This is a genomic window from Pseudomonas sp. AD21, from assembly GCF_002878485.1.
In the GTDB taxonomy this organism is placed as follows: Bacteria; Pseudomonadota; Gammaproteobacteria; order Pseudomonadales; family Pseudomonadaceae; genus Aquipseudomonas.
The window spans coordinates 1-25169 of record NZ_NQYG01000019.1 but is presented as its reverse complement, the minus strand read 5'-3'; the positions used below and the strand labels follow the sequence as shown (position 1 = coordinate 25169).

General features: G+C 59.5%; 25 protein-coding genes. 15 read left to right on the top strand and 10 right to left on the bottom strand.

The annotated features are described in order from the left end of the window. Nucleotides 1-35: 35 nt before the first annotated feature. From PseAD21_RS14070 to trpE, 6 genes are all read left to right on the top strand, one after another. The gene (locus PseAD21_RS14070; protein WP_025113555.1) at nucleotides 36-1283 is read left to right on the top strand and encodes an ABC transporter permease; all 1248 of its coding nucleotides are present in this window, start codon (nucleotides 36-38) and stop codon (nucleotides 1281-1283) included. A 12-nt stretch (nucleotides 1284-1295) separates the two neighbouring features. Then, nucleotides 1296-2120 (top strand): ABC transporter permease, encoded by an 825-nt coding sequence (locus PseAD21_RS14065; RefSeq protein ID WP_102356220.1) that lies wholly within the window; start codon nucleotides 1296-1298, stop codon nucleotides 2118-2120. A gap of 212 nt (nucleotides 2121-2332) precedes the next feature. Further along, on the top strand, nucleotides 2333-3481 hold the full coding sequence (locus PseAD21_RS14060; RefSeq protein WP_102356219.1) for an iron-containing alcohol dehydrogenase: 1149 nt from the start codon (nucleotides 2333-2335) through the stop codon (nucleotides 3479-3481). Nucleotides 3482-3594: 113 nt separating this feature from the next. After that, a complete protein-coding gene (rpe, locus tag PseAD21_RS14055) occupies nucleotides 3595-4269 on the top strand; it encodes a ribulose-phosphate 3-epimerase (protein ID WP_102356218.1) in 675 nt (224 codons plus the stop codon). Further along, nucleotides 4266-5084 carry a phosphoglycolate phosphatase gene (locus PseAD21_RS14050; protein WP_102356217.1) on the top strand — a complete coding sequence of 273 codons (819 nt, stop codon included), beginning with the start codon at nucleotides 4266-4268 and terminating at the stop codon, nucleotides 5082-5084. The genes rpe and PseAD21_RS14050 overlap by 4 nt, the downstream gene beginning before the upstream one ends. 70 nt (nucleotides 5085-5154) lie before the next feature. Beyond that, nucleotides 5155-6636 carry an anthranilate synthase component I gene (trpE, locus tag PseAD21_RS14045; RefSeq protein WP_102356216.1) on the top strand — a complete coding sequence of 494 codons (1482 nt, stop codon included), beginning with the start codon at nucleotides 5155-5157 and terminating at the stop codon, nucleotides 6634-6636. Nucleotides 6637-6730: 94 nt separating this feature from the next. Here trpE and estP read toward each other — a convergent pair whose 3' ends face one another. Further along, complete coding sequence (gene estP, locus PseAD21_RS14040) at nucleotides 6731-8641, bottom strand: esterase EstP (protein ID WP_102356215.1); 1911 nt, start codon at nucleotides 8639-8641, stop codon at nucleotides 6731-6733. Between the two features lie 408 nt (nucleotides 8642-9049). Between estP and PseAD21_RS14035 the strand changes: the two genes are divergently transcribed. The 4 genes from PseAD21_RS14035 to PseAD21_RS14020 all read left to right on the top strand — a co-directional run bounded on the left by PseAD21_RS14035 (nucleotide 9050) and on the right by PseAD21_RS14020 (nucleotide 12368). Further along, on the top strand, nucleotides 9050-9643 hold the full coding sequence (locus tag PseAD21_RS14035) for an aminodeoxychorismate/anthranilate synthase component II (protein WP_102356214.1): 594 nt from the start codon (nucleotides 9050-9052) through the stop codon (nucleotides 9641-9643). A gap of 9 nt (nucleotides 9644-9652) precedes the next feature. After that, a complete protein-coding gene (gene trpD / locus PseAD21_RS14030) occupies nucleotides 9653-10702 on the top strand; it encodes an anthranilate phosphoribosyltransferase (RefSeq protein WP_102356213.1) in 1050 nt (349 codons plus the stop codon). Then, nucleotides 10699-11535 carry an indole-3-glycerol phosphate synthase TrpC gene (gene trpC, locus PseAD21_RS14025; protein ID WP_102356212.1) on the top strand — a complete coding sequence of 279 codons (837 nt, stop codon included), beginning with the start codon at nucleotides 10699-10701 and terminating at the stop codon, nucleotides 11533-11535. Before trpD ends, trpC begins: the two co-directional genes overlap by 4 nt. A gap of 134 nt (nucleotides 11536-11669) precedes the next feature. Then, nucleotides 11670-12368 carry a lipoate--protein ligase family protein gene (locus PseAD21_RS14020; RefSeq protein WP_102356211.1) on the top strand — a complete coding sequence of 233 codons (699 nt, stop codon included), beginning with the start codon at nucleotides 11670-11672 and terminating at the stop codon, nucleotides 12366-12368. Between the two features lie 10 nt (nucleotides 12369-12378). On the opposite strand, the gene crp is transcribed toward PseAD21_RS14020, so the two are convergent. Next, complete coding sequence (gene crp / locus PseAD21_RS14015; RefSeq protein ID WP_102356210.1) at nucleotides 12379-13023, bottom strand: cAMP-activated global transcriptional regulator CRP; 645 nt, start codon at nucleotides 13021-13023, stop codon at nucleotides 12379-12381. Between the two features lie 239 nt (nucleotides 13024-13262). Between crp and PseAD21_RS14010 the strand changes: the two genes are divergently transcribed. Together PseAD21_RS14010 and speD are read left to right on the top strand one after the other, a co-directional pair. After that, the gene (locus PseAD21_RS14010; protein ID WP_003228794.1) at nucleotides 13263-13685 is read left to right on the top strand and encodes an OsmC family protein; all 423 of its coding nucleotides are present in this window, start codon (nucleotides 13263-13265) and stop codon (nucleotides 13683-13685) included. Between the two features lie 237 nt (nucleotides 13686-13922). Next, on the top strand, nucleotides 13923-14717 hold the full coding sequence (gene speD / locus PseAD21_RS14005; protein ID WP_025113535.1) for an adenosylmethionine decarboxylase: 795 nt from the start codon (nucleotides 13923-13925) through the stop codon (nucleotides 14715-14717). Between the two features lie 97 nt (nucleotides 14718-14814). On the opposite strand, the gene coq7 is transcribed toward speD, so the two are convergent. From coq7 to hemJ, 6 genes are all read right to left on the bottom strand, one after another. Beyond that, nucleotides 14815-15462 (bottom strand): 2-polyprenyl-3-methyl-6-methoxy-1,4-benzoquinone monooxygenase, encoded by a 648-nt coding sequence (gene coq7 / locus PseAD21_RS14000; protein WP_041070133.1) that lies wholly within the window; start codon nucleotides 15460-15462, stop codon nucleotides 14815-14817. A 210-nt stretch (nucleotides 15463-15672) separates the two neighbouring features. Continuing rightward, nucleotides 15673-16011, bottom strand: a complete 339-nt coding sequence (locus tag PseAD21_RS13995; protein ID WP_003228789.1) for a histidine triad nucleotide-binding protein — start codon at nucleotides 16009-16011, stop codon at nucleotides 15673-15675. Between the two features lie 80 nt (nucleotides 16012-16091). After that, on the bottom strand, nucleotides 16092-16880 hold the full coding sequence (locus PseAD21_RS13990; protein WP_102356209.1) for an SDR family oxidoreductase: 789 nt from the start codon (nucleotides 16878-16880) through the stop codon (nucleotides 16092-16094). Between the two features lie 61 nt (nucleotides 16881-16941). Further along, nucleotides 16942-17892: a DUF805 domain-containing protein gene (locus tag PseAD21_RS13985; RefSeq protein WP_102356208.1), complete on the bottom strand. Its 951-nt coding sequence runs from the start codon at nucleotides 17890-17892 to the stop codon at nucleotides 16942-16944. A gap of 77 nt (nucleotides 17893-17969) precedes the next feature. Then, entirely contained in the window at nucleotides 17970-18938 is a 969-nt protein-coding gene (locus tag PseAD21_RS13980; protein WP_102356207.1) for a nitronate monooxygenase family protein, read from the bottom strand. A gap of 33 nt (nucleotides 18939-18971) precedes the next feature. Continuing rightward, on the bottom strand, nucleotides 18972-19400 hold the full coding sequence (hemJ, locus tag PseAD21_RS13975; RefSeq protein WP_027610742.1) for a protoporphyrinogen oxidase HemJ: 429 nt from the start codon (nucleotides 19398-19400) through the stop codon (nucleotides 18972-18974). A gap of 135 nt (nucleotides 19401-19535) precedes the next feature. Here hemJ and argC point away from each other — a divergent pair, with 135 nt between their 5' ends. Together argC and erpA are read left to right on the top strand one after the other, a co-directional pair. Then, nucleotides 19536-20570, top strand: a complete 1035-nt coding sequence (gene argC, locus PseAD21_RS13970; RefSeq protein ID WP_102356206.1) for an N-acetyl-gamma-glutamyl-phosphate reductase — start codon at nucleotides 19536-19538, stop codon at nucleotides 20568-20570. A gap of 167 nt (nucleotides 20571-20737) precedes the next feature. Beyond that, nucleotides 20738-21088, top strand: coding sequence for an iron-sulfur cluster insertion protein ErpA (gene erpA / locus PseAD21_RS13965; protein ID WP_003228776.1), 351 nt, complete (start codon nucleotides 20738-20740; stop codon nucleotides 21086-21088). Nucleotides 21089-21163: 75 nt separating this feature from the next. Here the strand turns inward: erpA and PseAD21_RS13960 are convergent, their stop codons facing one another. Next, nucleotides 21164-22255: an anhydro-N-acetylmuramic acid kinase gene (locus PseAD21_RS13960; protein WP_102356205.1), complete on the bottom strand. Its 1092-nt coding sequence runs from the start codon at nucleotides 22253-22255 to the stop codon at nucleotides 21164-21166. 3 nt (nucleotides 22256-22258) lie between these two features. Then, nucleotides 22259-23683 carry a peptidoglycan DD-metalloendopeptidase family protein gene (locus PseAD21_RS13955; protein WP_102356204.1) on the bottom strand — a complete coding sequence of 475 codons (1425 nt, stop codon included), beginning with the start codon at nucleotides 23681-23683 and terminating at the stop codon, nucleotides 22259-22261. A 212-nt stretch (nucleotides 23684-23895) separates the two neighbouring features. On the opposite strand from PseAD21_RS13955, the gene tyrS reads away from it, so the two are divergent. Then, nucleotides 23896-25095: a tyrosine--tRNA ligase gene (tyrS, locus tag PseAD21_RS13945; RefSeq protein ID WP_102356203.1), complete on the top strand. Its 1200-nt coding sequence runs from the start codon at nucleotides 23896-23898 to the stop codon at nucleotides 25093-25095. Nucleotides 25096-25169: the final 74 nt, after the last annotated feature.

Genomic DNA, 25169 nt, shown 5'->3' with positions numbered 1-25169 from the left:
ACCTCTGTAACGATCAAAGATTTGCGGAGTACGTCATGGCCATCGCCGTTCCCCTGAACGAGGGCGCCAGCCCCACCTTGAAGCAGAAGCTCAAGCGCGCCGAGCGGGTCAACCGCTGGAAGGCCCAGGCGTTGATTGCGCCGCTGGTGCTGTTTCTGTTGCTGGTGTTCCTGGTGCCAATCGTGGCGCTGCTCTACAAAAGCGTCGGTAACCCGGAAGTGGTCGGCGGCATGCCACGCACCGTGGCGGCCATCGCCAGTTGGGACGGTCGCGGCCTGCCCGCTGAACCGGTGTACAAAGCGGCGGGCGAAGACCTTGCCGAAGCCCGCAAAAACCAGACGCTGGGCGACTTGTCCAAGCGCTTGAACATGGAGTTGGCCGGCTATCGCAGCCTGCTGACCAAAACTGCCCGGGCGCTGCCGTTCACCAGCGAACCGGCCTCTTATAAAGAAGCACTCGAAGGCCTCGATGAGCGCTGGGGCGATCCGGCCTATTGGCAGGCGGTCAAACGCAACACCAGCAGCATCACCCCGTATTACCTGCTGGCAGCGGTCGATCACCGCATCGACGACCTCGGCGAACTGGCCCCGGCCACTCCGGATCAGGCGATCTACCTCGACATCTTTGCGCGCACTTTCTGGATGGGCCTGATCATCACCGTGATCTGCCTGTTCCTCGCGTATCCACTGGCGTACCTGCTGGCGAACCTGCCGTCGCGCCAGAGCAACCTGCTGATGATTCTGGTGCTGCTGCCGTTCTGGACCTCGATTCTGGTACGGGTCGCAGCGTGGATCGTACTGCTGCAATCGGGCGGGCTGATCAACAGCGCGCTGATGGCGATGGGCATCATCGACAAGCCGCTGGAGTTGGTGTTCAACCGCACCGGGGTGTACATCTCGATGGTGCACATCCTGCTGCCGTTCATGATTCTGCCGATCTACAGTGTGATGAAAGGCATCTCGCCGACCTACATGCGCGCCGCCATCTCGCTGGGCTGCCACCCCTTCGCCAGTTTCTGGCGGGTGTACTTCCCGCAGACCTATGCCGGCGTCGGCGCCGGTTGCCTGTTGGTGTTCATCCTCGCCATCGGCTACTACATCACCCCGGCGCTGCTCGGCAGCCCGAACGATCAAATGGTCAGCTACTTCGTCGCGTTCTACACCAACACCAGCATCAACTGGGGCATGGCCACTGCGCTCGGCGGCTTGCTGCTGCTGGCGACCGTGGTGCTGTATCTGATCTACAGCTGGCTGGTGGGCGCCAGTCGCCTGCGCCTGAGCTAAGGGGAATTTGAAATGCTGAGTCCTTACATGTCGCCCATCGAACGGGTGTGGTTCTACAGCTTGCGGATTCTCTGCGGCCTGATCCTGCTGTTCCTGATTCTGCCGGTGCTGGTGATCGTGCCGCTGTCGTTCAACTCGGGCAGTTTCCTGGTGTATCCGCTGCAGGGCTTTTCCCTGCACTGGTATCAGGACTTCTTCGCCTCGGCCGAATGGATGCGCTCGCTGAAGAACAGCATCATCGTCGCCCCCGCCGCGACGGTGCTGGCGATGGTCTTCGGCACATTGGCCGCGATCGGCCTGACCCGTGGCGACTTCCCCGGCAAATCGCTGGTGATGGCGCTGGTGATTTCGCCGATGGTGGTGCCGGTGGTGATCATTGGCGTGGCGAGTTATCTGTTCTTCGCGCCGCTGGGGCTGGGCAACAGTTTCTTCTCGTTGATCGTGGTCCACGCGGTTTTGGGGGTGCCGTTCGTGATCATCACTGTGTCGGCGACGTTGCAGGGGTTTAATCACAATCTGGTGCGGGCGGCGGCGAGTCTTGGTGCATCGCCATTGACCGCGTTCCGTCGTGTGACTTTGCCGCTGATTGCACCGGGGGTGATTTCCGGGGCGCTGTTCGCCTTTGCGACTTCGTTTGATGAGGTGGTAGTGACGTTGTTCCTTGCAGGTCCCGAGCAAGCGACGTTGCCACGGCAGATGTTCAGCGGGATTCGCGAGAACCTCAGCCCGACCATCGCGGCGGCGGCAACGCTGCTGATCGCCTTTTCGGTGATTCTGCTGCTGACCCTGGAATGGCTACGCGGGCGTAGCGAAAAACTGCGTACCGCCCAGGTCTAGCGTATTCCCCTGTAGGAGTGAGCCTGCTCGCGATTGCGGACTTTCAGTCGACATCATTGGTGGATGTCAGTCCGTCATCGCGAGCAGGCTCACTCCTACAATGATTTTTGGTGTGTTCAGAGGTTGGGTCATTCATGCAGTGAATGGCAGACAACCCCAAACCCTCAGCTACGCTTGTGCTCAGCTCCCACACTTATAAGAGGCTGCGCACGATGAGTCTGTCCCAGTTCAAAATCGCTCACAAACTGATCACCGGCGCCGGGGCCATCGAGCAACTGGCGGCGGAGCTCACGCGTCTGGATATCGACAACCCGCTGATCGTCACCGACGCCGCGCTGGTCAAATCCGGCACCGTGGAGCTGGCGCTGTGCCAATTGGGCGGGCGCGAGTACGAGATTTTCGACCGCGTGCTGCCGGACCCGGCAATTGCCATCGTCGAAGACTGCATGCGTGTTTACCGAGAAGGCGGGCATGACGGCTTGATCGGCCTCGGTGGCGGCAGTGCCATCGACATCGCCAAAAGTGTCGCCGCCTACGCCGGTTATCACGGCGCGCTGGAGGACCTGTTCGGCGTCGATCAGGTGCCGCGCAAAGGCCCGCCGCTGATCGCCATCCCGACCACCGCTGGCACCGGTTCGGAAGTGACCAATGTGGCGATCCTCTCGGACAAAGTTGCCCAGTTGAAGAAAGGCATCGTCAGCGATTTTCTATTACCCGACGTCGCGTTGGTCAGTCCGCAGATGACCCTGACCTGCCCGCGCAGCGTCACTGCCGCCAGTGGCGTCGATGCGCTGGTGCATGCCATCGAATCCTATCTGTCGGTGAATGCCTCGCCGATCACCGATTCCCTCGCCATCGGCGCCATCAAACTGATCGCCAAAGCGCTGCCCAAGGCGTACGCCAACGGCGGCAACCTGCAAGCCCGCGAAGACATGGCCACCGCCAGCCTGATGGCCGGCATGGCGTTCGGCAACGCGGGTGTCGGCGCGGTGCATGCGCTGGCGTATCCGCTGGGCGGGCGTTTCAACATCGCCCATGGCGTGAGTAACGCGTTGCTGCTGCCGTATGTCATGACCTGGAACAAGATGGCCTGCGTCGAGCGCATGCAGGATATTGCTGAAGCCATGGGGGTCAAGACCGCTCACCTGAGTGCCACGGAGGCGGCGGACAAAGCCGTGCAGGCGATGAGCGAACTGTGTGCGGCGGTGGAGATTCCGGCCGGGCTGCGCAGTTTCGGTGTACCCGAGGAGGCAATCCCGGCCATGGCCGTGGAAGCCGCGGGGATCGAGCGTCTGATGCGCAATAACCCGCGCAAACTCAGCGCTGCCGATATCGAGAAGATCTACCGCGCGGCTTACTGAGGCGTGCTCGGTCAGCGCTCATGGCACAACCCAATCATCGCGGTCACGGTGCGCGCGCCCAAGCATGAGGCTACAATGCGCGCCATCGTGATTTAGCTCAGAAAAGGTGCGTCATGCAGCCCTTCGTAATTGCTCCGTCGATTCTCTCCGCCGACTTCGCCCGCCTCGGCGAAGAAGTGGACAATGTTCTGGCCGCCGGTGCGGACTTCGTTCACTTCGATGTCATGGACAACCACTATGTGCCAAACCTGACCATCGGTCCGATGGTCTGCGCGGCGCTGCGCAAGTACGGCGTCACCGCGCCGATCGACGCACACCTGATGGTCAGCCCCGTGGATCGCATCGTCGGAGACTTCATTGAGGCCGGCGCGACTTACATCACCTTCCACCCGGAAGCCACGTTGCACGTCGATCGCTCGCTGCAACTGATCCGTGAAGGCGGCTGCAAATCTGGCCTGGTGTTCAACCCGGCGACCCCGCTGGACGTGCTCAAGTACGTGATCGACAAGGTCGACATGGTCTTGCTGATGAGCGTAAACCCAGGCTTCGGCGGGCAGAAGTTCATTCCTGGCACCCTCGACAAACTGCGCGAAGCGCGGGCAATCATCGATGCTTCGGGTCGCGACATCCGTCTGGAAATCGACGGCGGCGTCAACGTCAACAACATCCGCGAAATCGCGGCCGCTGGTGCTGACACCTTCGTCGCCGGCTCGGCGATCTTCAATGCGCCGAATTATCAGGAAGTCATCGACAAGATGCGTTCCGAACTGGCGCTGGCGCTCCCATGAGTGGTTTTGAGCAGCTGTTCCCGGGGCAACTGCCACGGTTGGTGATGTTCGATCTGGATGGCACGCTGATCGACTCGGTTCCCGACCTGGCGGCGGCGGTGGACACCATGCTGCTCTCCCTCGGCCGCAAGCCTGCCGGCATCGAGTCGGTGCGCGAGTGGGTCGGCAACGGCGCACCGGTGCTGGTGCGCCGGGCGTTGGCCGGCGGCATCGATCATTCTGCTGTGGATGACGTTGAAGCCGAGCACGCACTGGAAGTGTTCATGGAAGCCTACGGCGCGAGCCATGAGCTGACTGTGGTCTATCCCGGTGTGCGTGACACCCTCAAGTGGTTGCACAAGCAGGGCGTGGCGATGGCGCTGATCACCAACAAGCCGGAGCGCTTTGTCGCGCCGCTGCTGGATCAGATGAAGATCGGCCGCTACTTCAAGTGGATCATCGGCGGCGACACCCTGCCGCAGAAGAAACCTGATCCGGCCGCGCTGTTCTTCGTGATGAAAATGGCCAACATCCCGGCCTCGCAATCGCTGTTCGTCGGCGATTCGCGCAGCGACGTGCTGGCGGCGAAAGCAGCAGGGGTCAAATGCGTGGCGCTGAGTTACGGCTACAACCACGGCCGGCCGATTGCCGAGGAATCTCCGGCGCTGGTGATCGACGATCTGCGCAAGCTAATTCCCGGTTGCCTCGGTACAGCCGCTGAGATAACGTTGGCCGACGCTTCTCAATCCCATTCTGGAAACGCCATCGTGGTGGTCACCCGCAAACTCTGGATGAAAGTCATCAAGGCCCTGGCCCGCTGGCGTTGGCGCGCCTGACTGATTCCTGGCCGGCTCGCCGGCGCGTTTGCATACCTGACTGTTAGCACCTCACACCACGAGGCACCTCATGATCCGCGAAGAATTCCTGCGCTTGGCCGCTGACGGCTACAACCGCATTCCGTTGGCCTGCGAAACTCTGGCTGACTTCGACACACCGCTGTCGATCTACCTGAAACTGGCTGACCAGCCCAACTCCTATCTGCTCGAATCGGTGCAGGGCGGCGAGAAATGGGGCCGTTACTCGATCATCGGCCTGCCATGCCGCACCGTGCTGCGGGTTCACGACCACCACGTGAGCATCACCGTCGACGGCGTCGAGACCGAAAGCCATGACGTCGAAGACCCGCTGGCCTTCGTCGAAACCTTCAAGACCCGTTACAACGTGCCGACCATCGCCGGTCTGCCGCGTTTCAACGGTGGCCTGGTCGGTTACTTCGGTTATGACTGCGTGCGCTATGTCGAGAAGCGTCTGGGCAAATGCCCGAACCCGGATCCGCTGGGCGTGCCGGACATTCTGCTGATGGTGTCCGATGCGGTGGTGGTGTTCGACAACCTCGCCGGCAAGATGCACGCGATCGTGCTGGCCGACCCGGCGCAAGCGGATGCTTACGAGCAAGGCCAGGCGCAATTGCAGGAACTGCTGGAGAAACTGCGCCAGCCGATCACCCCGCGCCGTGGTCTGGACTTCAGCAAACAGCAGTCGGCTGATCCGCTGTTCCGTTCCAGTTTCACCCAGAGCGATTACGAAAAAGCCGTCGACACCATCAAGGAATACATCCTCGCGGGTGACTGCATGCAGGTCGTGCCGTCGCAGCGCATGTCGATCGACTTCAAGGCAGCGCCGATCGATCTGTACCGCGCACTGCGTTGCTTCAACCCGACGCCGTACATGTACTTCTTCAACTTCGGCGACTTCCATGTCGTCGGCAGTTCGCCGGAAGTGCTGGTGCGGGTCGAAGACAACCTGATCACTGTGCGCCCGATTGCCGGCACGCGTCCGCGTGGCGCCACCGAAGAAGCAGATCTGGCGCTGGAAGAAGACCTGCTGTCGGACGATAAAGAGATTGCCGAGCACTTGATGTTGATCGACCTCGGTCGTAACGACACCGGGCGGGTTTCGGAAATCGGCTCGGTGAAACTCACCGAGAAGATGGTCATCGAGCGCTATTCCAACGTGATGCACATCGTTTCCAACGTCACCGGTCAGTTGAAAGAAGGACTGACGGCGATGGATGCGCTGCGAGCGATTCTGCCGGCGGGTACCTTGTCCGGTGCACCGAAGATCCGTGCGATGGAAATCATCGACGAGCTGGAACCAGTCAAGCGTGGCGTGTATGGCGGTGCGGTCGGTTACTTCGCCTGGAACGGCAACATGGACACCGCGATTGCGATTCGCACCGCCGTGATCAAGAACGGTGAACTGCACGTGCAGGCCGGTGGCGGCATCGTTGCCGACTCGGTGCCAGCGTTGGAATGGGAAGAAACCCTGAACAAGCGCCGCGCGATGTTCCGCGCCGTGGCCCTGGCCGAGCAGACCCCGGAAAACTGAGCCCACACCATCCGCCTCTGTGGGAGCGGGCCTTGTGTTTAGCCATAAAAAAACGCGGCGCCTGTAAGGGCGCCGCGTTTTTTATGCCTGTCAATCAGAAGTCGAGGCTGACCCCGACGTTAACCCCCTGCTGGGTAAAGTCATCATCCTTGCGCACGTTGTAGCTGGCGCGCAGGGCCAGGTCCTGCGTGAGTTTGTGGCTCACGCCCAGGTTCAGGCGATTGAGGTTGGTTTGCGGCTCGTAGCCTTCGAGGGTGAAACGGTTGCCCGGCAGGCTGTTGAGGTTGATGGTCAGGTCCTGCCGATCGTCGTTGTACTCACGCTCGTGAGCGAACTCGCCGAACACTTCGGTCTGCGCGGTGATCTGGTACTTGCCCTGGATACCCAGGCCCAGACGTCGCGAGTTGCGTGACTGGTCATCGAAGGTCAGTGCTGTGGAGTCCACGCCTTTTTCCGAGTAACCATCCACTTCGGTCTTGCCAAAATCGGCGCTGACGAACGGCGACAGGTGCCACGGACTGCTGGCCTGCTGTGCGATGTCGTAGCCGATGCGCCCGCTGATCGCCAGCACATAGCCGTCGGTATCGCCTTTCTCCCCGCGCTCGTTTACCCCGAGCTGAAACTTACGCTTGAGGCTGTCGTAGTCGAGTTTGCCGGCGGTCATCGCCAGATCGCCCCACCAGCGGTTTTGCTGATACTGGGCGAACGCAGTGCCCATGTAAGAGTTGAGTTTGTATTCCGAGTCGGCGTCGCCGGCTTCGAGTTTCTGGTTATAGAAACCTGCGGCCAAACCGACACGCCAGGCTTCGTTGACGCGATAGCTGCCGCCGATGTTCAGGTTATAGCCGTTGCCGTCGGCACTGGCTGCGCTGTGTTGACCGTCGAAATCCTGATGTTGGCCGCCCCCGGCGACAATCGCCCGCCATTGGCCGATGCCTTGCCAGTTTTCCCAGTCGGCGAGCCATTGGTTGCGCAGTTCATCCTGATGCGCGCGTAACGAACCCTGGGCCATTTCCGGCAGCAGGGTCAGTTCCCACGGTGCCGCCAGCAGCGAATAGGCGTAGTCGGCAATCAAGCGCTGGCCGGCTTCGGTCGGGTGCACCGCATCGTTGTAGATCAGCTTGGTCGGATCGGGAGTGGCGCTGTTGATGCCGTATTTGGCGTTCTCCGTGCAACTGTCGCCGCTGAAGCAGGTGGCCGTGAGGTTCTGGTCTGCCGCGAGGCCGAATTGCGCCGGGTTGGCGAAGGCCTCTTTGAGCAACACCGGAATGTTCAGCGGAATGATTTCGGCGCTGATGCCTTGCAACTGACTGACCAGCTCAGTGTTGAACTGGGCGCTGAGCTGCGAGGTGAAGCCCTGCAGCGGCGAGCCGTTGATCGCCGGGGTCAGCCCGATGTCCGGCAGCAGCCAGACCATGATGTATTTGGCGCCGGCACCTTGCAGCGTACGGACGCTGTCGGCCAGGCGATCTGCCGCCGCGCTGGCCTGATCGAGGCTGAGCACGCGGCCCTGGAGGAAGTCGTTACCGCCACCGGACAGGTAATACAGCGCATTCGGATCGGCGCGCAAGCCATTCGAGGGCAGGTAACCGCTGCGGGTGCGCTCACCGGTGGCCGATTGCGTGGTGATCGAGTCGAGAATCTGGTCAGTGCGGTAGCCACCCACCGCCCAGTTGTTGCCATCCGCCAGACCCTCACCGGCACGCACGGCCGAGGACGAGGACGCCGTCTGATCCGGGCTGAAACCCAGTTTGCCGCCGATAATCTGCGTGGCGTTGAGGTCGCGGTTTTCGCCAGTGCCATCCTTGTACAGCGGGCCGGTGCGGTTGGTGTAGCGCTGCGTGGCGCCGGCCGGGCCGCCAGTGTCCTTGAAGGTCCCGGCATCATTCAGGCTGTCGCCGAAGACGATGAAATTGGAATAGGGCGCGGGTGCTGCGTAGGCCTGGGCGCATGCAATGGCGAGCAGGCATCCGGCAAGCGGTACAAACAACGTCTGTTTGATCATGAGCAAGTCCGTTTATTTATTGTTGTAGGTGAACGAAACGACAGTACCAAAAACTTCCGGCCTTTTGCCATCGGTCGTGAACCCTCCTAAAGTTTGACCCCCTGCCGACCCCGCCATATTGCACGCTCTGCCCAGCTAAGTTACTGTGCTGGAACGTATGAACGAGACCTTCCCCGTGTTGATCACCAGCAAACTTCTGGATCAAGTCATCAAGGCACACGCCCGCTGGCGTTGGCGCGCCTGAATCTTTTCTGCCGGCCCCGCCGGATCTGTATCGCTTTGCCTTCCTTGCCCGTTTGATATCCCGCTGTGCCGACGCGCATCCCCGCGTCCGACATCGTGCAGCGCCCTGCGGGCAAGTCATCTGAAGGCTGTCTTCAAGTCAGAATTCAAGAGGTTCGAAACGCCATGTTGCTGATGATCGACAACTACGACTCCTTTACTTACAACGTTGTGCAATACCTCGGCGAGCTGGGTGCCGAGGTCAAAGTCGTGCGCAACGACGAATTGACCATCGCCGAAATCGAAGCGCTCAACCCGGAGCGCATCGTGGTTTCCCCAGGTCCGTGCACACCGACCGAAGCCGGCATCTCCATCGAAGCCATCAAGCACTTCGCCGGCAAACTGCCGATCCTCGGCGTTTGCCTGGGCCATCAGTCCATCGGTCAGGCCTTCGGCGGCGATGTGGTGCGTGCCCGTCAGGTGATGCACGGTAAGACTAGTCCGGTATTCCACGAGGACAAGGGCGTTTTTGCCGGTCTGAATCATCCGCTGACGGTTACCCGCTACCACTCGCTGATCGTCAAACACGATACTTTGCCCGATTGCCTGGAGCTAACGGCGTGGACCCAGCACGATGACGGCAGCGTCGACGAAATCATGGGCCTGCGTCACAAGACCCTGAACATTGAGGGCGTACAGTTCCACCCCGAGTCGATCCTGACTGAGCAGGGCCATGAACTGTTTGCCAACTTCCTCAAACAAACCGGCGGCACGTGCTAAGGACTTTCCATGAATATCAAGACAGCCCTGAGCCGTATCGTCGAACACCTCGACCTCAGCACCGAAGAAATGCGCGACGTGATGCGCGAAATCATGACGGGCCAATGCACCGACGCGCAGATTGGCGCGTTCATGATGGCCATGCGCATGAAGAGCGAGAGCATCGACGAAATCGTCGGCGCCGTGTCGGTGATGCGTGAGCTGGCAGATCAGGTCGAACTCAAAACTCTCGACGGCGTAGTCGACGTGGTCGGCACCGGCGGTGACGGCGCGAACATCTTCAACGTGTCGACCGCTTCTTCCTTTGTTGTCGCAGCCGCCGGTTGCACAGTGGCCAAGCACGGCAACCGCGCGGTATCGGGCAAGAGCGGCAGCGCCGACTTGCTGGAAGCCGCCGGCATCTACCTGAACCTGACGCCGGTGCAGGTTGCCCGTTGCATCGACAACGTCGGCATCGGTTTCATGTTTGCCCAGACCCATCACAAAGCCATGAAGTACGCCGCCGGCCCGCGCCGCGATCTCGGCCTGCGTACGCTGTTCAACATGCTCGGCCCGCTTACGAATCCGGCCGGTGTGAAACATCAGGTGGTGGGCGTGTTCACCCAGGCCTTGTGCCGGCCATTGGCCGAAGTCTTGCAGCGCCTGGGCAGCAAACACGTGCTGGTGGTGCATTCCAAAGACGGTCTGGACGAGTTCAGCCTGGCCGCGCCGACGTATGTCGCCGAGCTGAAGAACAACGAGATCACTGAGTATTGGGTCGAGCCGGAAGATCTGGGCATGAAGAGCCAGAGCCTGCATGGCCTGTCGGTTGACGGTCCGGAAGCGTCGCTGGCGCTGATCCGCGATGCACTGGGCAAGCGCAAAACCGAAAACGGCCAGAAAGCTGCTGAAATGATTGTGCTCAATGCCGGTGCCGCACTGTACGCTGCCGACCTGGCCTCAAGTTTGAAAGAAGGCGTGGCGCTTGCGCACGACGCCCTGCACACCGGTCTCGCTCGGGAGAAACTCGAAGAGTTGGGTGCCTTTACCGCGGTATTCAAAGTGGAGAATGAGGGATGAGTGTACCGACGGTTCTGGAAAACATTCTGGCGCGCAAAGTCCAGGAGGTCGCCGAACGTAGCGCTCGCGTCAGCCTGAGCGAGCTGGAAAGTCTGGCCAAGGCGGCCGATGCACCCCGTGGTTTTGCCCAGGCATTGCTGGCGCAGGCCAAGAAGAAACAACCGGCGGTGATCGCTGAAATCAAGAAGGCTTCGCCGAGCAAAGGTGTGATCCGCGAGAACTTCGTGCCCGCCGACATCGCCAGGAGCTACGAGAAGGGCGGGGCGACCTGCCTGTCGGTGCTGACCGACATCGATTACTTCCAGGGCGCTGATGCTTACCTGCAACAGGCCCGCGCCGCGTGCAAGTTGCCGGTGATCCGCAAGGACTTCATGATCGATCCGTACCAGATCGTCGAAGCCCGCGCGCTGGGCGCCGACTGCGTGCTGTTGATCGTCTCCGCACTGGATGACGTGAAAATGGCCGAGCTGGCTTCGGTCGCCAAAGGCGTCGGTCTTGACGTGCTGGTGGAAGTGCACGACGGTGATGAGCTGGAGCGTGCGCTGAAAACCCTCGACACGCCACTGGTCGGGGTCAACAACCGCAATCTGCACACCTTCGACGTCAGCCTGGAAACCACCCTCGACCTGCTGCCGCGCATCCCGCGCGATCGTCTGGTGATCACCGAGAGCGGCATCCTCAACCGCGCCGATGTCGAACTGATGGAAATCAGCGACGTCTACGCGTTCCTGGTGGGCGAGGCGTTCATGCGTGCCGAAAGCCCGGGCACCGAGCTGCAACGCCTGTTCTTCCCGGAGCGTGGCGTTCCGGTCAGCGGTTCGACCCTCGACTGACTCGGTCAGACCGAGTAGACGCCATTGCGAGCAGGCTCACTCCTACACTTGGAATGCGTTCCCCCTGTAGGAGTGAGCCTGCTCGCGATGACGACATAAGATTCACCTCAGACTGAACGTCCTACGGAAACCTTATGATCCCTGCCTCCCTCACCATCGAAGCCGGCCTGCAAGCCGAACAGGATTTGCTGGCCTCGGTCTGCGCTGGTAACGCCGAATTCGACCTGCTGTTCTGGCAACCCAGCGATCGCGCGCTGGTCATGCCGCGCCGCCTCAACCGCCTGCCCGGTTTTGAGCATGCCTGCGAAGTCTCCGCCGCTGCCGGCTGGCCGGTGCTGTTGCGTGAAACAGGCGGCGAACCGGTCCCGCAATCGGCTTCAACCATCAACATCGCTCTGGTCTATGCTCCGCCTCGCAGCGAAGGCGATCTGAACCGCATCGAAACCGGTTACCGGCGTCTGTGTGATCCGATCCGCGAGTTGCTGGATGAACTGGGCGGCACGTCGTCCTTGGGTGAAATCGACGGTGCATTCTGCGACGGTCGTTTCAACGTCAACCTCGACGGGCGCAAGATGGTCGGTACGGCCCAGCGCTGGCGCCAGAGTCAGGGCGGTCAGCGCCCGGTGGGTCTGGTGCACGGGGCGATGCTGGTGGCTAACGAGCGCGAGTCGATGGTCGCAGCGGTCAATCGCTTCAATGAGGCTTGCGGACTGGAGCAGCGAGTGCGTGCCGAAAGCCATATCGCCCTGCACGAGAAGTTCGCCGCGCCAAATGCACTGGCGCGTCTTGCTGAGCTGTTTCGTTTGATGCTGGCGCAGGTCTACAGCGCCTGACGGTGCGCGCTTAGCGGGTACCGAAGACCACCATGGTCTTGCCTTTCACATCGACCAGGTTGCGTTCTTCCAGATCCTTGAGCACGCGACCGACCATCTCCCGCGAACAACCGACAATCCGCCCGATTTCCTGACGGGTTACCTTGATCTGCATGCCGTCCGGGTGGGTCATAGCGTCGGGTTGTTTGCACAGTTCCAGCAGGCAGCGAGCCACGCGACCGGTGACGTCGAAGAACGCCAGGTCGCCCACTTTGCGCGTGGTATTGCGCAGACGTTGTGCGATTTGTCCGCTGAGGACGTAAAGAATGTCTGGATCCTGCTGCGACAATTCGCGGAACTTCACATAACTGATTTCAGCGATTTCGCATTCGACCTTGGCCCGCACCCAGGCACTGCGCTCCTGTTCCTGGCCAGCTTGTTCGAACAGGCCCAGCTCACCGAAGAAATCTCCGGCATTGAGGTAGGCGATGATCATTTCGCGACCGTCGTCGTCCTCAATCAGGATGGTGACCGAACCCTTGATGATGAAGTACAGCGTGTCCGAGCGATCGCCGGCGCAGATGATGTTGCTCTTGGCCGCATGGCGACGGCGCTGGCAATGCAACAACAGCTTGTCGAGGTTCTTGATTTTGGGTGTGGGGGTAATAGCAACCATGGTTGTATCCCGAAAAGACTGCACGGTGATGTTTGATTTTTTTATGAGGCGCTGAAGGTGGTCGCTACACAGGCTGACAATTGGCGCCAGCGAATTGGCGCCAGCTTACCAGACACTTCGTCGAAAATTCGAGAAATTACCTACGTTGCAAAGGCCTCCGTCCTAAGAGCGGCGTGCGCTGTCAAAGCAAAGGCCTGTGCTAAGCTGGCGACCCTTTTTTCTACAGTGGAGTCTTGGCGATGAAGGCACGCATCCAATGGGCTGGCGAAGCCATGTTCCTCGGCGAATCCGGTAGCGGTCATGTCGTGGTCATGGACGGTCCGCCGGACGCCGGTGGTCGTAATCTAGGGGTTCGCCCGATGGAAATGCTCCTGTTGGGCGTTGGCGGTTGCAGCAACTTCGACGTGGTCAGCATCCTCAAGAAGTCGCGTCAGGCGGTTGAGAGCTGCGAAGCCTTCCTCGAAGCCGAGCGTGCAACCGAAGATCCGAAGGTGTTTACCAAGATCCACATGCACTTCGTGGTCAAGGGTCGTGGCCTGAAGGAAGCCCAGGTCAAACGCGCCATCGAACTGTCTGCAGAGAAGTATTGCTCGGCCTCGATCATGCTCGGCGCGGCCGGCGTGGCGATCACTCACGATTATGAAATCGTCGAACTCGGTTGAACCGACATTCAACTATCATAAAAGCAGTGCAGACTCTGGCGATCCCTCGCTGACGTCTGCATAATGCGCCACTTTTTTCAGGGCAGTGATCGGTCAACCGACGGGTCATCCGCCTGAACAGATAACCAAAATCGCCATCGCGAAGAGGTGTTAACCGTCCTACGCAGGTGCGTTGTTCGCACTTGACGGGCATGCTTGATCACGCGGCTGCGCCGCATACATAGAGAGTTTTTAACGGTGAAAAGCAAACTCAAGCTCCACGGGTTCAATAACCTGACAAAGACCTTGAGCTTCAACATCTATGACATCTGCTACGCGGAAACCCCGCAAGACCAGCAGGCTTACGTCGAGTACATCAATCAAGAGTACAACGCCGAACGCCTGACGCAGATCCTCACGGAAGTTGTCGAAATCATTGGTGCCAACATTCTGAACATTGCCAGTCAGAACTATGAGCCTCAGGGTGCCAGCGTCACGATTCTGATCTCGGAAGAGCCGGTGACCCCGACTGACAGCCAGATCGAAGAGTCCCCGGGTCCATTGCCCGAAATCATCCTTGCCCACCTCGACAAGAGCCACATCACGGTGCACACCTACCCGGAAATCCATCCGGACGCCGGTATTGCGACGTTCCGTGTGGACATTGACGTGTCGACCTGTGGTGTCATTTCACCGCTTAAAGCGCTCAACTTCCTCATTCACCAGTTCGATTCGGACATCGTGACTGTGGACTACCGTGTGCGCGGCTTCACCCGTGACGTTGAAGGCAACAAGCACTTCATCGATCACGAGATCAACTCGATCCAGAACTACCTTTCCGAAGACACCCGCGACGCGTACCAGATGACCGACGTGAACGTGTACCAGGAAAACCTGTTCCACACCAAAATGCTGCTGAAGAACTTCGAACTGGATAACTACCTGTTCGGCGACGCCACCAGCAACCTGTCCCCTGAGCAACGCGCTCAGGTGACCGAGCGGGTGAAGCACGAAATGCTCGAAATCTTCTACGCACGCAATATGCCGGCGTAAGCTTTCAACGCACAAAAAAGGCGACTACTTTGCGGTAGTCGCCTTTTTTATTGCCGAAATGCAGAACCTGTAGGGGTTGCGCCAGACAGCGCCAAATTCAGATCCTGTAGGTGCTCTTGGTCATCACCTTGGCCAACAGACTCATCCCGAATTTCACCGGCGCCGGAAAACGGAAACCACCGGCATCCAGCGCACTCTCCGCATGATGTTCTTCATCGATGCGCATCTGCTGCAGAATCGCCCGGGACTTCTCGTCTTCGGCCGGCAATTGCTCAAGGTGCTCGTTCAAGTGCTTGCACACCTGATGCTCGGTGGCCGCGACGAAACCGAGGCTGACCTTGTCGCTGATCAGGCCGGCCACCGCGCCAATGCCGAACGACATGCCGTAGAACAGTGGGTTGAGCACGCTGGTGTGGCTGCCCAGTTGATGGATGCGCTGTTCGCACCACACCAAGTGATCAATTTCTTCTTCGGCAGCGTGCTCCATGGCGGCACGCACCTGCGGCAACTTGGCGGTCAGCGCCTGCCCTTGGTACAGCGCCTGGGCGCAGACTTCACCGGTATGGTTGATGCGCATCAGGCCGGCAACGTGACGGGTGTCCTCGTCGCTCATTTGCACTTCAGGCTGCACGATCGCTGGCGACGGGCGGTAAGGCTGGCCGCTGAAGGGCAGCAGGGTACGCATCGCGGCATCGGCTTGCAGCAGAAGACGGTCAATCGGCGAGTAGTGACGTTGGGTAGTCATGCTGACCTCCGGGAAAAATCTCGACCGCCAGTTTAACCGAATCGGCCGGGGAAGGTTTGCGCTGGGTCATTTGCCGCACGGTATAGGGGGGCGTGCGTTCATGCTCTGGGTGGGAGTGGGCTTGCTCGCGAAGACGCCGGCACATTCAAAATCTCATTGCCAGACAATCCGCTTCGCGAGCAAGCCCGCTCCCACAGGATTTCCGCTGAATCAGCCCGGTGGCCAGTTCATCTGGCGCTGACCCAGTACGTGCATATGAATGTGATAGACGGTCTGCCCACCTTTTTCATTGCAGTTCATTACCACCCGGAAACCTTCCTCGCAGCCCAGTTCCAGCGCCAGGCGCTGAGCAGTGAACAGAATGTGCCCGGCCAGTGCCTTGTCGTCCTCGGTCAGGTCATTGAGGGTGCGCACCGGTTTCTTCGGGATCACCAGAAAATGCACCGGTGCCTGTGGGGCGATGTCGTGGAACGCCAGAACCTGGTCGTCCTCGTAGATGATCTTGGCCGGGATCTCCCGGTTGATGATCTTGGTGAACAGAGTATCCACTGCTGTTTTCTCCGTTGTGTGGGCTGGCCTGAGTGTACTCATGGGAAATGACCCCGCCCAGTGTTTTGCCGTAGGACAGTTCAGCGCGGGCAGTAAGCCTTGTTGACCATGCCGACGATGGTGCGATTGAGCCAGCGTGAACCGAGGCGCGGCAGGAAGGCGAGCCAGCGGTTGCGGCGTCCCGGAATGATGATTGCGCGGTTTTTCTCCAGTGCGCGCACGGTGTACAGCGCGACTTCCTCAGGACTCATCAGTAGCTTGCTGTCCTTGAATTTGTCGCTGTTGAGCTGCGCGGTGCGGAAAAACGCGGTGCGGGTCGGGCCGGGGCAGAGCACCGAGACCTTGACCGCGCTCTGTTTGAGCTCAACCCGCAGCGCTTCGGAGAAGTGCAATACGTAAGCCTTGCTGGCGTAGTAGGTGCTCATCCACGGACCGGGATTGAACGCCGCCATCGAGGCGACGTTGAGAATCTGCCCACCGCCCTGCAACGCCATGCTGTTGCCAATGGCGTGGCACAGGCGGGTGAGGGCGAGGATGTTCACTTCGATCAGGTCCTGCTCGGTCATCCAGTCCTGCGCCAGAAACGGGCCGCAGGTGCCGATGCCGGCGCAGTTGACCAACAGATCGATCTGTCGGTCGCCTTCTTCCAGTTCCAGCAGGAAGCCGGACAGGCGCAAAGGCTCGCCGAGGTCGCAGGCACGGAACAAGACCTCCACGCCAAAGCGCTGGGTCAGTTCGATTGCGATACTTTCCAGCTGATCACGCTGTCGGGCCACCAGAATCAGGCTGCGGCCGCGCCGGGCCAGGGCTTCGGCCATGGCCAGGCCGATGCCGCTGGAGGCGCCAGTGATCAGAGCGTAACGGGTCATGCAATTCTCCATCGCAACAGCTCCGCGCCAGCGACGCAGGTGTCACGGCGGGGAACGTTGTTCATTCTTTCGCAGAGTCTACAGGGGCCGGAGCCGCTTCGGCTGCATCGTCCACCGAATTCGCCGCGGGTGTGGTCTCGATCTCGACTTCATCGGTGGTGACCGAACCGCTTTCATAGCTGCTCTCAAGGTTGGTCTCATATTCCTGCTGAATGGCCGAGATGCCGCCCAGCATGCCGCCGGCAAATACCAGCGCGAAGAACACGATCCACAGCGAGCACAGCACCTTGACCGCGGTGCTGTTGGGGGGCGGTGGCGGGCCGTAGCGGTTGGCGCCGGTGTTGCCGGGTACGACCATGATCACCAGCGGGAAGAAGCTGCCCACGAAGGGCACCAGGTTCAGCAGCCATAACCAGCCGGACCAGCCGATGTCGTGCAGGCGCTGCACGCTGAACAGGATGCTGACAATGATGAAACCGAGGAACAGGAAGACCGCAAAAATCCCGCCGATGATCAGGCCGCTGGTGGAGTCGCCGCTGACAAGTCCCAAGGCGATCAGTGCGAATACGCCAACGATCGGCAGGGTCACCAGGCTCAGCACCATCGTCCATGCGAGGAAGCGCAGGCGACCGATCCGTCCTTCGACACTGAATGGCTTGAGCGCAGCGAACGCCGGCAGGTGCTCGCCAACGTTGGCGCGCGGTGGTGCGTAGGGGGAGTCCGGTTCGGCAGCAGCGGACGGATGTTCGTGCACGTCCGCCAGGTTCAGCTCGATCGCCGTTTCGCTTTCGATCCGCGCGTCGATCCCGGTCTTGCTCAGTGCTTGCAGATAGGTCTGGGCGTCACTGTGGGACAGGTCGTGCTTGAGGGCGATGGTGTTGCCATTGAACAGGCGTTCGATGGCGGCCACATCGCTTTTGAACAGGGCTGCCAGATTGAGCTTGGCAGTGTTGATATCGACACCGGGCTGTAGAGCACCGTCGAAAACAATCTTGTAACGGGGTTCGCTCATGGCCGAGGCATCCTTGTCGCGAATGAATTGAAGGTCGAATTGTAAGGCCAGTCGGTCGGCGACTGGCCTGGTTTTTCTCAGCGTGGCCAGCGTTTCTGCAACTGCGCTGCGCGTTCCAGTGCCTGACGGTATTGCGCGTCGAGCCGGGCGATCAACTGATCCACACTCGGCAGGTCGTCGATTTGCCCTACGCCCTGACCGGCGGACCACACGGTTTTCCAGGCTTTGGCTTCATCGTTGATCGGCTTGAGCTTGTCGCCGAAATTGACTTCGCCCTTGCCTTGCAGCGCGGCCATGTCGAAACCCGCTGCCTCCAGACTCTGGCGCATGAAGCTGGCCGGTACGCCTGAGACCGCAGGAGTATGAATGATGTCCGTCGCTTTGGCAGTCAGCAGCATCTGCTTGTAGGCGTCAGGCGCATGGCTTTCGGTGGTGCCGATAAATCGCGTGCCGAAGTAGGCCAGATCGGCACCGAGCAACTGTGCGGCAAGAATTTCATGGCCGTGGTTAAGGCATCCTGCAAGCAGCAGGGTTTTATCGAAGAATTCGCGGATCTCGGCGATCAGTGCAAACGGGCTCCAGGTGCCGGCGTGGCCGCCAGCGCCGGCCGCAACCGCGATCAAACCGTCGACCCCGGCTTCGGCGGCTTTCTCGGCATGGCGGCGCGTGGTCACATCGTGGAAAACCAGGCCGCCATAACTGTGAACCGCGTCGACCAGTTCCTTCACCGCGCCGAGGCTGGTGATGACAATCGGCACCTTGTGTTCGACGCAGATGTTCAAGTCCGCCTGCAGGCGCGGGTTGCTGCTGTGGACGATCAGGTTCACCGCATACGGTGCCGGATTGTCGAGTGTCGCCAGTTCGGCCTCGATCTGTTCCAGCCAGGCTTTGAAGCCGCTGCTTTCACGCTGGTTCAGGGCTGGAAAGCTGCCGACCACGCCGTTGCGGCAGCAGGCTAGCACCAGCTCCGGGTTGGAAATCAGGAACATCGGCGCCGCCACGACGGGCAGACGCAGACGTTGTTCGAGCAGAGCGGGCAGCGACATTGGAAATCCCCCGAAGTGTGGTGCCTGTTGAAGTTAGAACGGCTTGACCACGACCAGAATTACGATAGCCAGCAATATCAGAACCGGCACTTCATTGAACCAGCGATAAAAGACATGGCTGCGGGTGTTCTCGCCACGGGCGAAACGTTTTACCTGCGCGCCGCACATGTGGTGATAGCCGATCAGCAAGACCACCAGGGTCAGCTTGGCGTGAATCCAGCCGCCCATGCTGAAGATGCCCGGATTGAGGTAGATCAGCCAGCCGCCGAAGATCAGCGTAGCGATCATCGCCGGGCCCATGATGCCGCGATACAGCTTGCGTTCCATGAGGCTGAAGCGTTCCTTGCTGATCGCGTCTTCACTTTGCGCGTGATAAACGAACAGCCGCGGCAGGTAGAACAGCCCGGCAAACCAGCACACGACGCTGACGATATGAAACGCTTTGATCCATAGATAGAGCATTTTTGGTTATTCCCAGGTTCACGGTAGCCGGGATAGTAGAGGCTTGAGCGTCCGCACGTCACCTTGACGGTTGTCGCAGGCGCGCGCGGCCCCTATTATCGACGGCTTTCCAGTGGGTTCGTTGAGGGCAGGTTTATGGTCAAGGTCGGTATCGTCGGCGGCACGGGTTACACCGGTGTCGAACTGCTGCGTCTGTTGGCACAGCATCCGCAGGCAGAAGTGGTTGTGATCACTTCTCGATCCGAGGCCGGTCTGGCCGTGGCTGACATGTATCCGAACCTGCGCGGCCACTACGATGGCCTGGCATTCAGCATGCCGGACATCAAGACCCTGGGTGCTTGCGACGTGGTGTTTTTCGCCACCCCGCACGGCGTAGCTCATGCTCTGGCCGGCGAACTGCTGGCGGCGGGCACCAAGGTCATCGACCTGTCGGCGGATTTTCGTCTGCAGGACGCTGAAGAGTGGGCCAAGTGGTACGGTCAGTCGCACGGCGCCCCCGCGCTGCTGGACGAAGCGGTCTACGGTTTGCCCGAAGTCAATCGCGAGCAGATCAAGAAGGCACGCCTGATTGCCGTTCCGGGTTGCTATCCAACCGCTACGCAACTGGGTTTCCTGCCGCTTCTGGAAGCGGGTCTGGCCGATACTTCGCGTCTGATCGCCGACTGCAAATCCGGTGTCAGCGGTGCCGGTCGTGGCGCAGCGGTAGGCTCGCTGTACTCCGAGACATCGGAAAGCATGAAGGCTTACGCGGTGAAAGGTCATCGTCACCTGCCGGAAATTCGCCAGGGCCTGCGTCGCGCCGCCGGTAAGGACGTCGGCCTGACCTTCGTTCCACACCTGACGCCAATGATCCGTGGCATTCACTCCACGCTCTACGCGACCGTGGTTGATCGCTCGGTGGATCTGCAGGCGCTGTTCGAAAAGCGTTATGCCAACGAGCCGTTCGTCGATGTGATGCCGGCCGGCAGCCATCCGGAAACCCGCAGTGTTCGCGGCGCCAACGTCTGCCGCATTGCGGTTCACCGTCCGCAGGATGGCGATCTGGTGGTGGTGTTGTCGGTGATCGACAATTTGGTCAAGGGGGCGTCGGGCCAGGCGGTGCAGAACATGAACATCCTGTTCGGACTGGACGAGCGCTTCGGTTTGTCCCACGCCGGTATGCTGCCGTAACACTTTCGGCAACACAGCAAAAAGGCCCGTCAGACGGGCCTTTTTGCATTCTGGGCAGTTGGTCGGTTTATTGATATACCGTAACAATAGTTGACCGATTTTCTAGGACAAGCGGATAATGCGCGTCATCACGCATTATGGCGGCGTAACGCCGGGAGATAGTCAGCATGAGCGTCGAATCCTTCACCCCCACGGCTTTGCAATTCACCCAAGGTGCTGCGCACAAGGTGAAGAGCCTGGTCGATGAAGAGGGGAATGATCGCTTGAAGCTGCGCGTATTCGTTACGGGCGGCGGTTGTTCAGGGTTTCAGTACGGTTTCACCTTCGATGAAGATGTAGCCGAAGACGACACCATCGTCGAGCGCGAAGGCGTGAGTCTGGTGGTTGATCCGATGAGCTTCCAGTACCTGGCCGGTGCCGAAGTCGACTACCAGGAAGGTCTGGAAGGTTCGCGCTTCGTGATCAAGAACCCGAACGCCACCACGACCTGTGGTTGCGGCTCTTCGTTCTCGATCTGATCGCACCGCGCTGCACACAACAAAACGCCGCAGAGCCTTACGGTTCTACGGCGTTTTTTGTTGTCTGCGTTTTGCTTAGTTAGGGTAGATCGCGCCGAGTACGCGCAGGCCTTTGGCGCCGGTGACACTTGGACGGTTCGCGGCTATGCCTTCGAGGCAGCAATGTGCCAGCCAGGCGAAGGCCATGGCCTCGACCCAGTCTGGATCAACGCCATGGCTGGCAGTGCTGGCAACGACTGCGTTTGGCAGTAGATCTGCCAGGCGTTTCATCAGTGTGGCATTGTGCGCGCCACCACCACAGACCAACATTTCCTGGGTATCGGCTTGAGCACTTTGCAGCGACTCGACGATGGTCAGTACCGTCAACTCCAGCAGCGTAGCCTGGACGTTTTCAGCCGCAAAAACCGGTAACTTTGATAGGTGGTGTTCCAGCCAAGGCAGGTTGAACACTTCGCGCCCAGTGCTCTTCGGGCCTTTTGTCACGAAGAACGGGTCTCTGATCATGGCTTTCAACAGCGCGGGTTCGACATTGCCAGTGGCTGCCCATTGGCCGTTGCGATCATAGTTCTCGCCACGTTGCTGGTGAATCCAGGCATCCATCAGCACATTCCCTGGGCCGCAGTCGAAACCGGCTACAGGCCTGGTCGGCTCAATCAGACTGAGATTGCTGAAACCGCCGACATTCAAGACCGCACGGTTACCGGTACGCTCTTCGAACAAAGCCTCGTGGAAGGCAGGCACTAACGGGGCACCTTGGCCGCCGGCTGCGACATCGCGGCTACGGAAATCACTGACGACAGTGATACCGGTCAGCTCCGTAAGCAGCGCAGGGTTGCCGATCTGCACGGTGAAGCCACGGGCGGGCTCATGACGAATGGTTTGGCCATGGCTGCCGATGGCGCGAATGGCTTCAGGCTTGAGTCGCTGTTGGTCGAGCAGGGTGTGGATACCCTGCGCCGCGAGTCTCACCCAATGTTGCTGGGCAATCGCCGAGCGGGCAATCTCGTCAGGGCCGCTGGCGCACAAGCTCAAGAGCTCAGTGCGCAGGGAGTCAGGCATGGGAATGTAGTGTGTGGCGATCAGCTTGATCGCCGGGGTCTGTTCGATCAGCGCGATGTCCAGTCCATCGAGGCTGGTGCCGGACATCACACCGATATAGAGGGCCATGGCTTAACGCTTGCTCGAAGCCAGCATGGTGGCCTTCTCTTGGTCCATGCGCGCCATCAGCGGCTGGCTCTGTGCAAGGAAGCGGGCACGTTCGGACTTGGCAATCGGGTCGGCCATAGGCAGCTTCTGGCCCAGAGGGTCGACGTGAACGCCGTTGACCTGGAACTCATAGTGCAAGTGCGGACCGGTGGACAGGCCGGTAGTGCCGATATAACCGATCACTTGACCCTGTTTGACGGTACCGCCGGTCTTCACGCCTTTGGCGAAGCCCTGCATGTGGCCGTAGAGCGTACGGTAGGTGTTGCCGTGCTGAATGATCACGGTGTTGCCGTAGCCGCCGCGGCGACCGGCCAGCAGTACTTTACCGTCACCGGCGGCCTTGATTGGCGTACCGCGCGGCGCTGCGTAATCGACGCCTTTATGGGCGCGGATCTTGTTGAGGATCGGGTGTTTGCGGCCCATGGAGAACTTCGAGCTGATGCGGGCAAAGTCCACCGGAGTCCGGATGAACGCCTTGCGCATGCTGTTGCCATCGGCAGTGTAATAGCTGCTGTTGCCTTGCTTGTTGGTGTAACGCACGGCTGTGTAGGTCTTGCCGCGGTTGGTGAAGCGCGCGGAAAGAATAGGACCAGTGCCGACTGCCTTGCCGTTGACTACCTTCTGCTCGTAGATCACATCGAATTCGTCACCCTGGCGGATGTCCTGGGCGAAATCAACGTCGTAGCCGAAGACGCTGGCCATATCCATGGTCATGCTGTGGGAGAGACCGGCGCGAGCGGCGGATTGTGACAGCGAGCTATTGATGACGCCGTGTACATAAGCGGTGCGAACGGTAGGTTTTGCGGTGGCCCGGTTGAACGCATAACCCTTGTCATTCTTGGTCAGGGTGATGGTTTCTACATCACTGACCTTGCTGTGCAGGCTGGTCAGTTGGCCTTGTGGGTTCACTTCGAATTCAAGTTTCTGGCCGTGCTTGAGCTGGCTGAACTGCTTGGCTTGTTTGTCACTGGCCAGTACCTCATGCACAGCAGCAGATGGCAGACCAACCTTTTCAAACAGGGTGGACAGCGTGTCGCCCTTGGCAACGATCACTTCCCGATGGCCGGGAGCCTTTGGTTTTTCGGCGACTGGAGCCGGCGCGGGTGCGGCTTCAGCGGTTTTCGGCGTGTTTTCTTCAGCGTTTTCGATCTGGGCAAATGGCGAAGCGACTGGCTCACTTGTGGCTTGAGCCGCATCAGCAGCGTCTTGATCTTGTGTCAGTTGTTCAGCAGGATTTTCCAGTTCAAGGCTCAGGGTCGTCTTTTTGGCTTCAACATCACTGGAAGGGAATACCAGGAGCGCCAGGCTGAGAAGGGCGGCGATTCCACTTGCTGCGAGCAGGTGGGTCTTCGGGTAAAGCGGTGGCGCTTTAGACGGTTCAGTGGTCATAAGTAATTTTGACTTTGAAAAAAGATGAATTGGAAAAGATGAATGACATGATGAAGATGAAATAACTGTATAAAATATAACCAAATCATCCCCGAAGCAAGTCTACAGACGCCCTGTCTGTAGATTGGTGTCCGTGCGCCGGGCAAAACTTGTAATTGGTGCGCGATCTTGTATGGTTGGTTCCCTTTGAATCTGAGCCTTGCGGGTCTGTTATGAAGTCGGTTGAAGAGCAGCTAGCGCTGATTAAACGTGGTGCGGAAGAACTGTTGGTCGAGTCCGAGCTGATCGAGAAGCTCAAGCGCGGCCAGCCGCTGCGTATCAAGGCTGGTTTCGATCCAACCGCTCCGGACCTGCACCTGGGTCATACCGTGCTTATTAATAAGCTGCGTCAGTTCCAGGAGCTGGGGCATCAGGTGATCTTCCTTATAGGTGACTTCACCGGGATGATCGGTGATCCGAGCGGCAAGAGCGCCACGCGTCCACCTTTGACTCGTGAGCAGGTTCTGGAAAATGCCGAGACTTATAAGTCTCAGGTATTCAAAATTCTTGATCCGGCCAAAACCGAAGTTGCGTTCAACTCCACCTGGATGGATCAGATGGGGCCTGCGGACTTCATTCGCCTGACTTCGCAATACACCGTCGCTCGCATGCTCGAGCGCGATGACTTCGACAAGCGCTATACCACCAATCAGCCAATCGCTATCCATGAGTTCCTCTATCCGCTGGTTCAGGGTTATGACTCGGTTGCTTTGCGCGCGGATGTCGAGTTGGGTGGTACTGATCAGAAGTTCAACCTGCTGATGGGGCGTGAACTGCAGCGTGGTTATGGTCAGGAGGCGCAGTGCATTCTGACCATGCCGTTGCTTGAAGGTCTGGATGGTGTGAAGAAGATGTCCAAATCGTTGGGCAACTACGTCGGTATCCAGGAAGCGCCAGGTGTCATGTACGGCAAGCTGGTTTCGATCCCGGATGCATTGATGTGGCGTTACTTCGAACTGCTCAGCTTTCGGTCAATGGATGAGATCAATGCTTTCCGTGCAGATGTAAAGGCAGGTGCTAACCCGCGCGACATCAAGATCAAGTTGGCGGAAGAGATTGTTGCGCGCTTCCATGGTGAGGAAGCGGCAGCCAATGCTCATCGCGCTGCGGGTAACCGTATGAAGGATGGTGAGCTGCCGGATGATCTGCCAGAGATCGAGCTGACTTCCGCTGAGGATATGCCGATTGCTGCTGTCCTTAATAAGGCAGGCCTGGTGAAGAACTCGGCGGCTGCACGCGACCTGTTGGCTTCTGGTGGTGTGCGAGTTGATGGTGAAGTGGTTGATCGTTCCTTTATATATGTACTGGGCACGACTCACGTTTGTCAGGCGGGCAAGAAGGCATTTGCGCGTATCGCGTTGAAATCTGAATAAATTTTCAAGTAGGGGTTGACGGCGAATTTTAGAAGTCTATAATTCGCCCCACTTCCGGCGCAGTCGAAACGGAA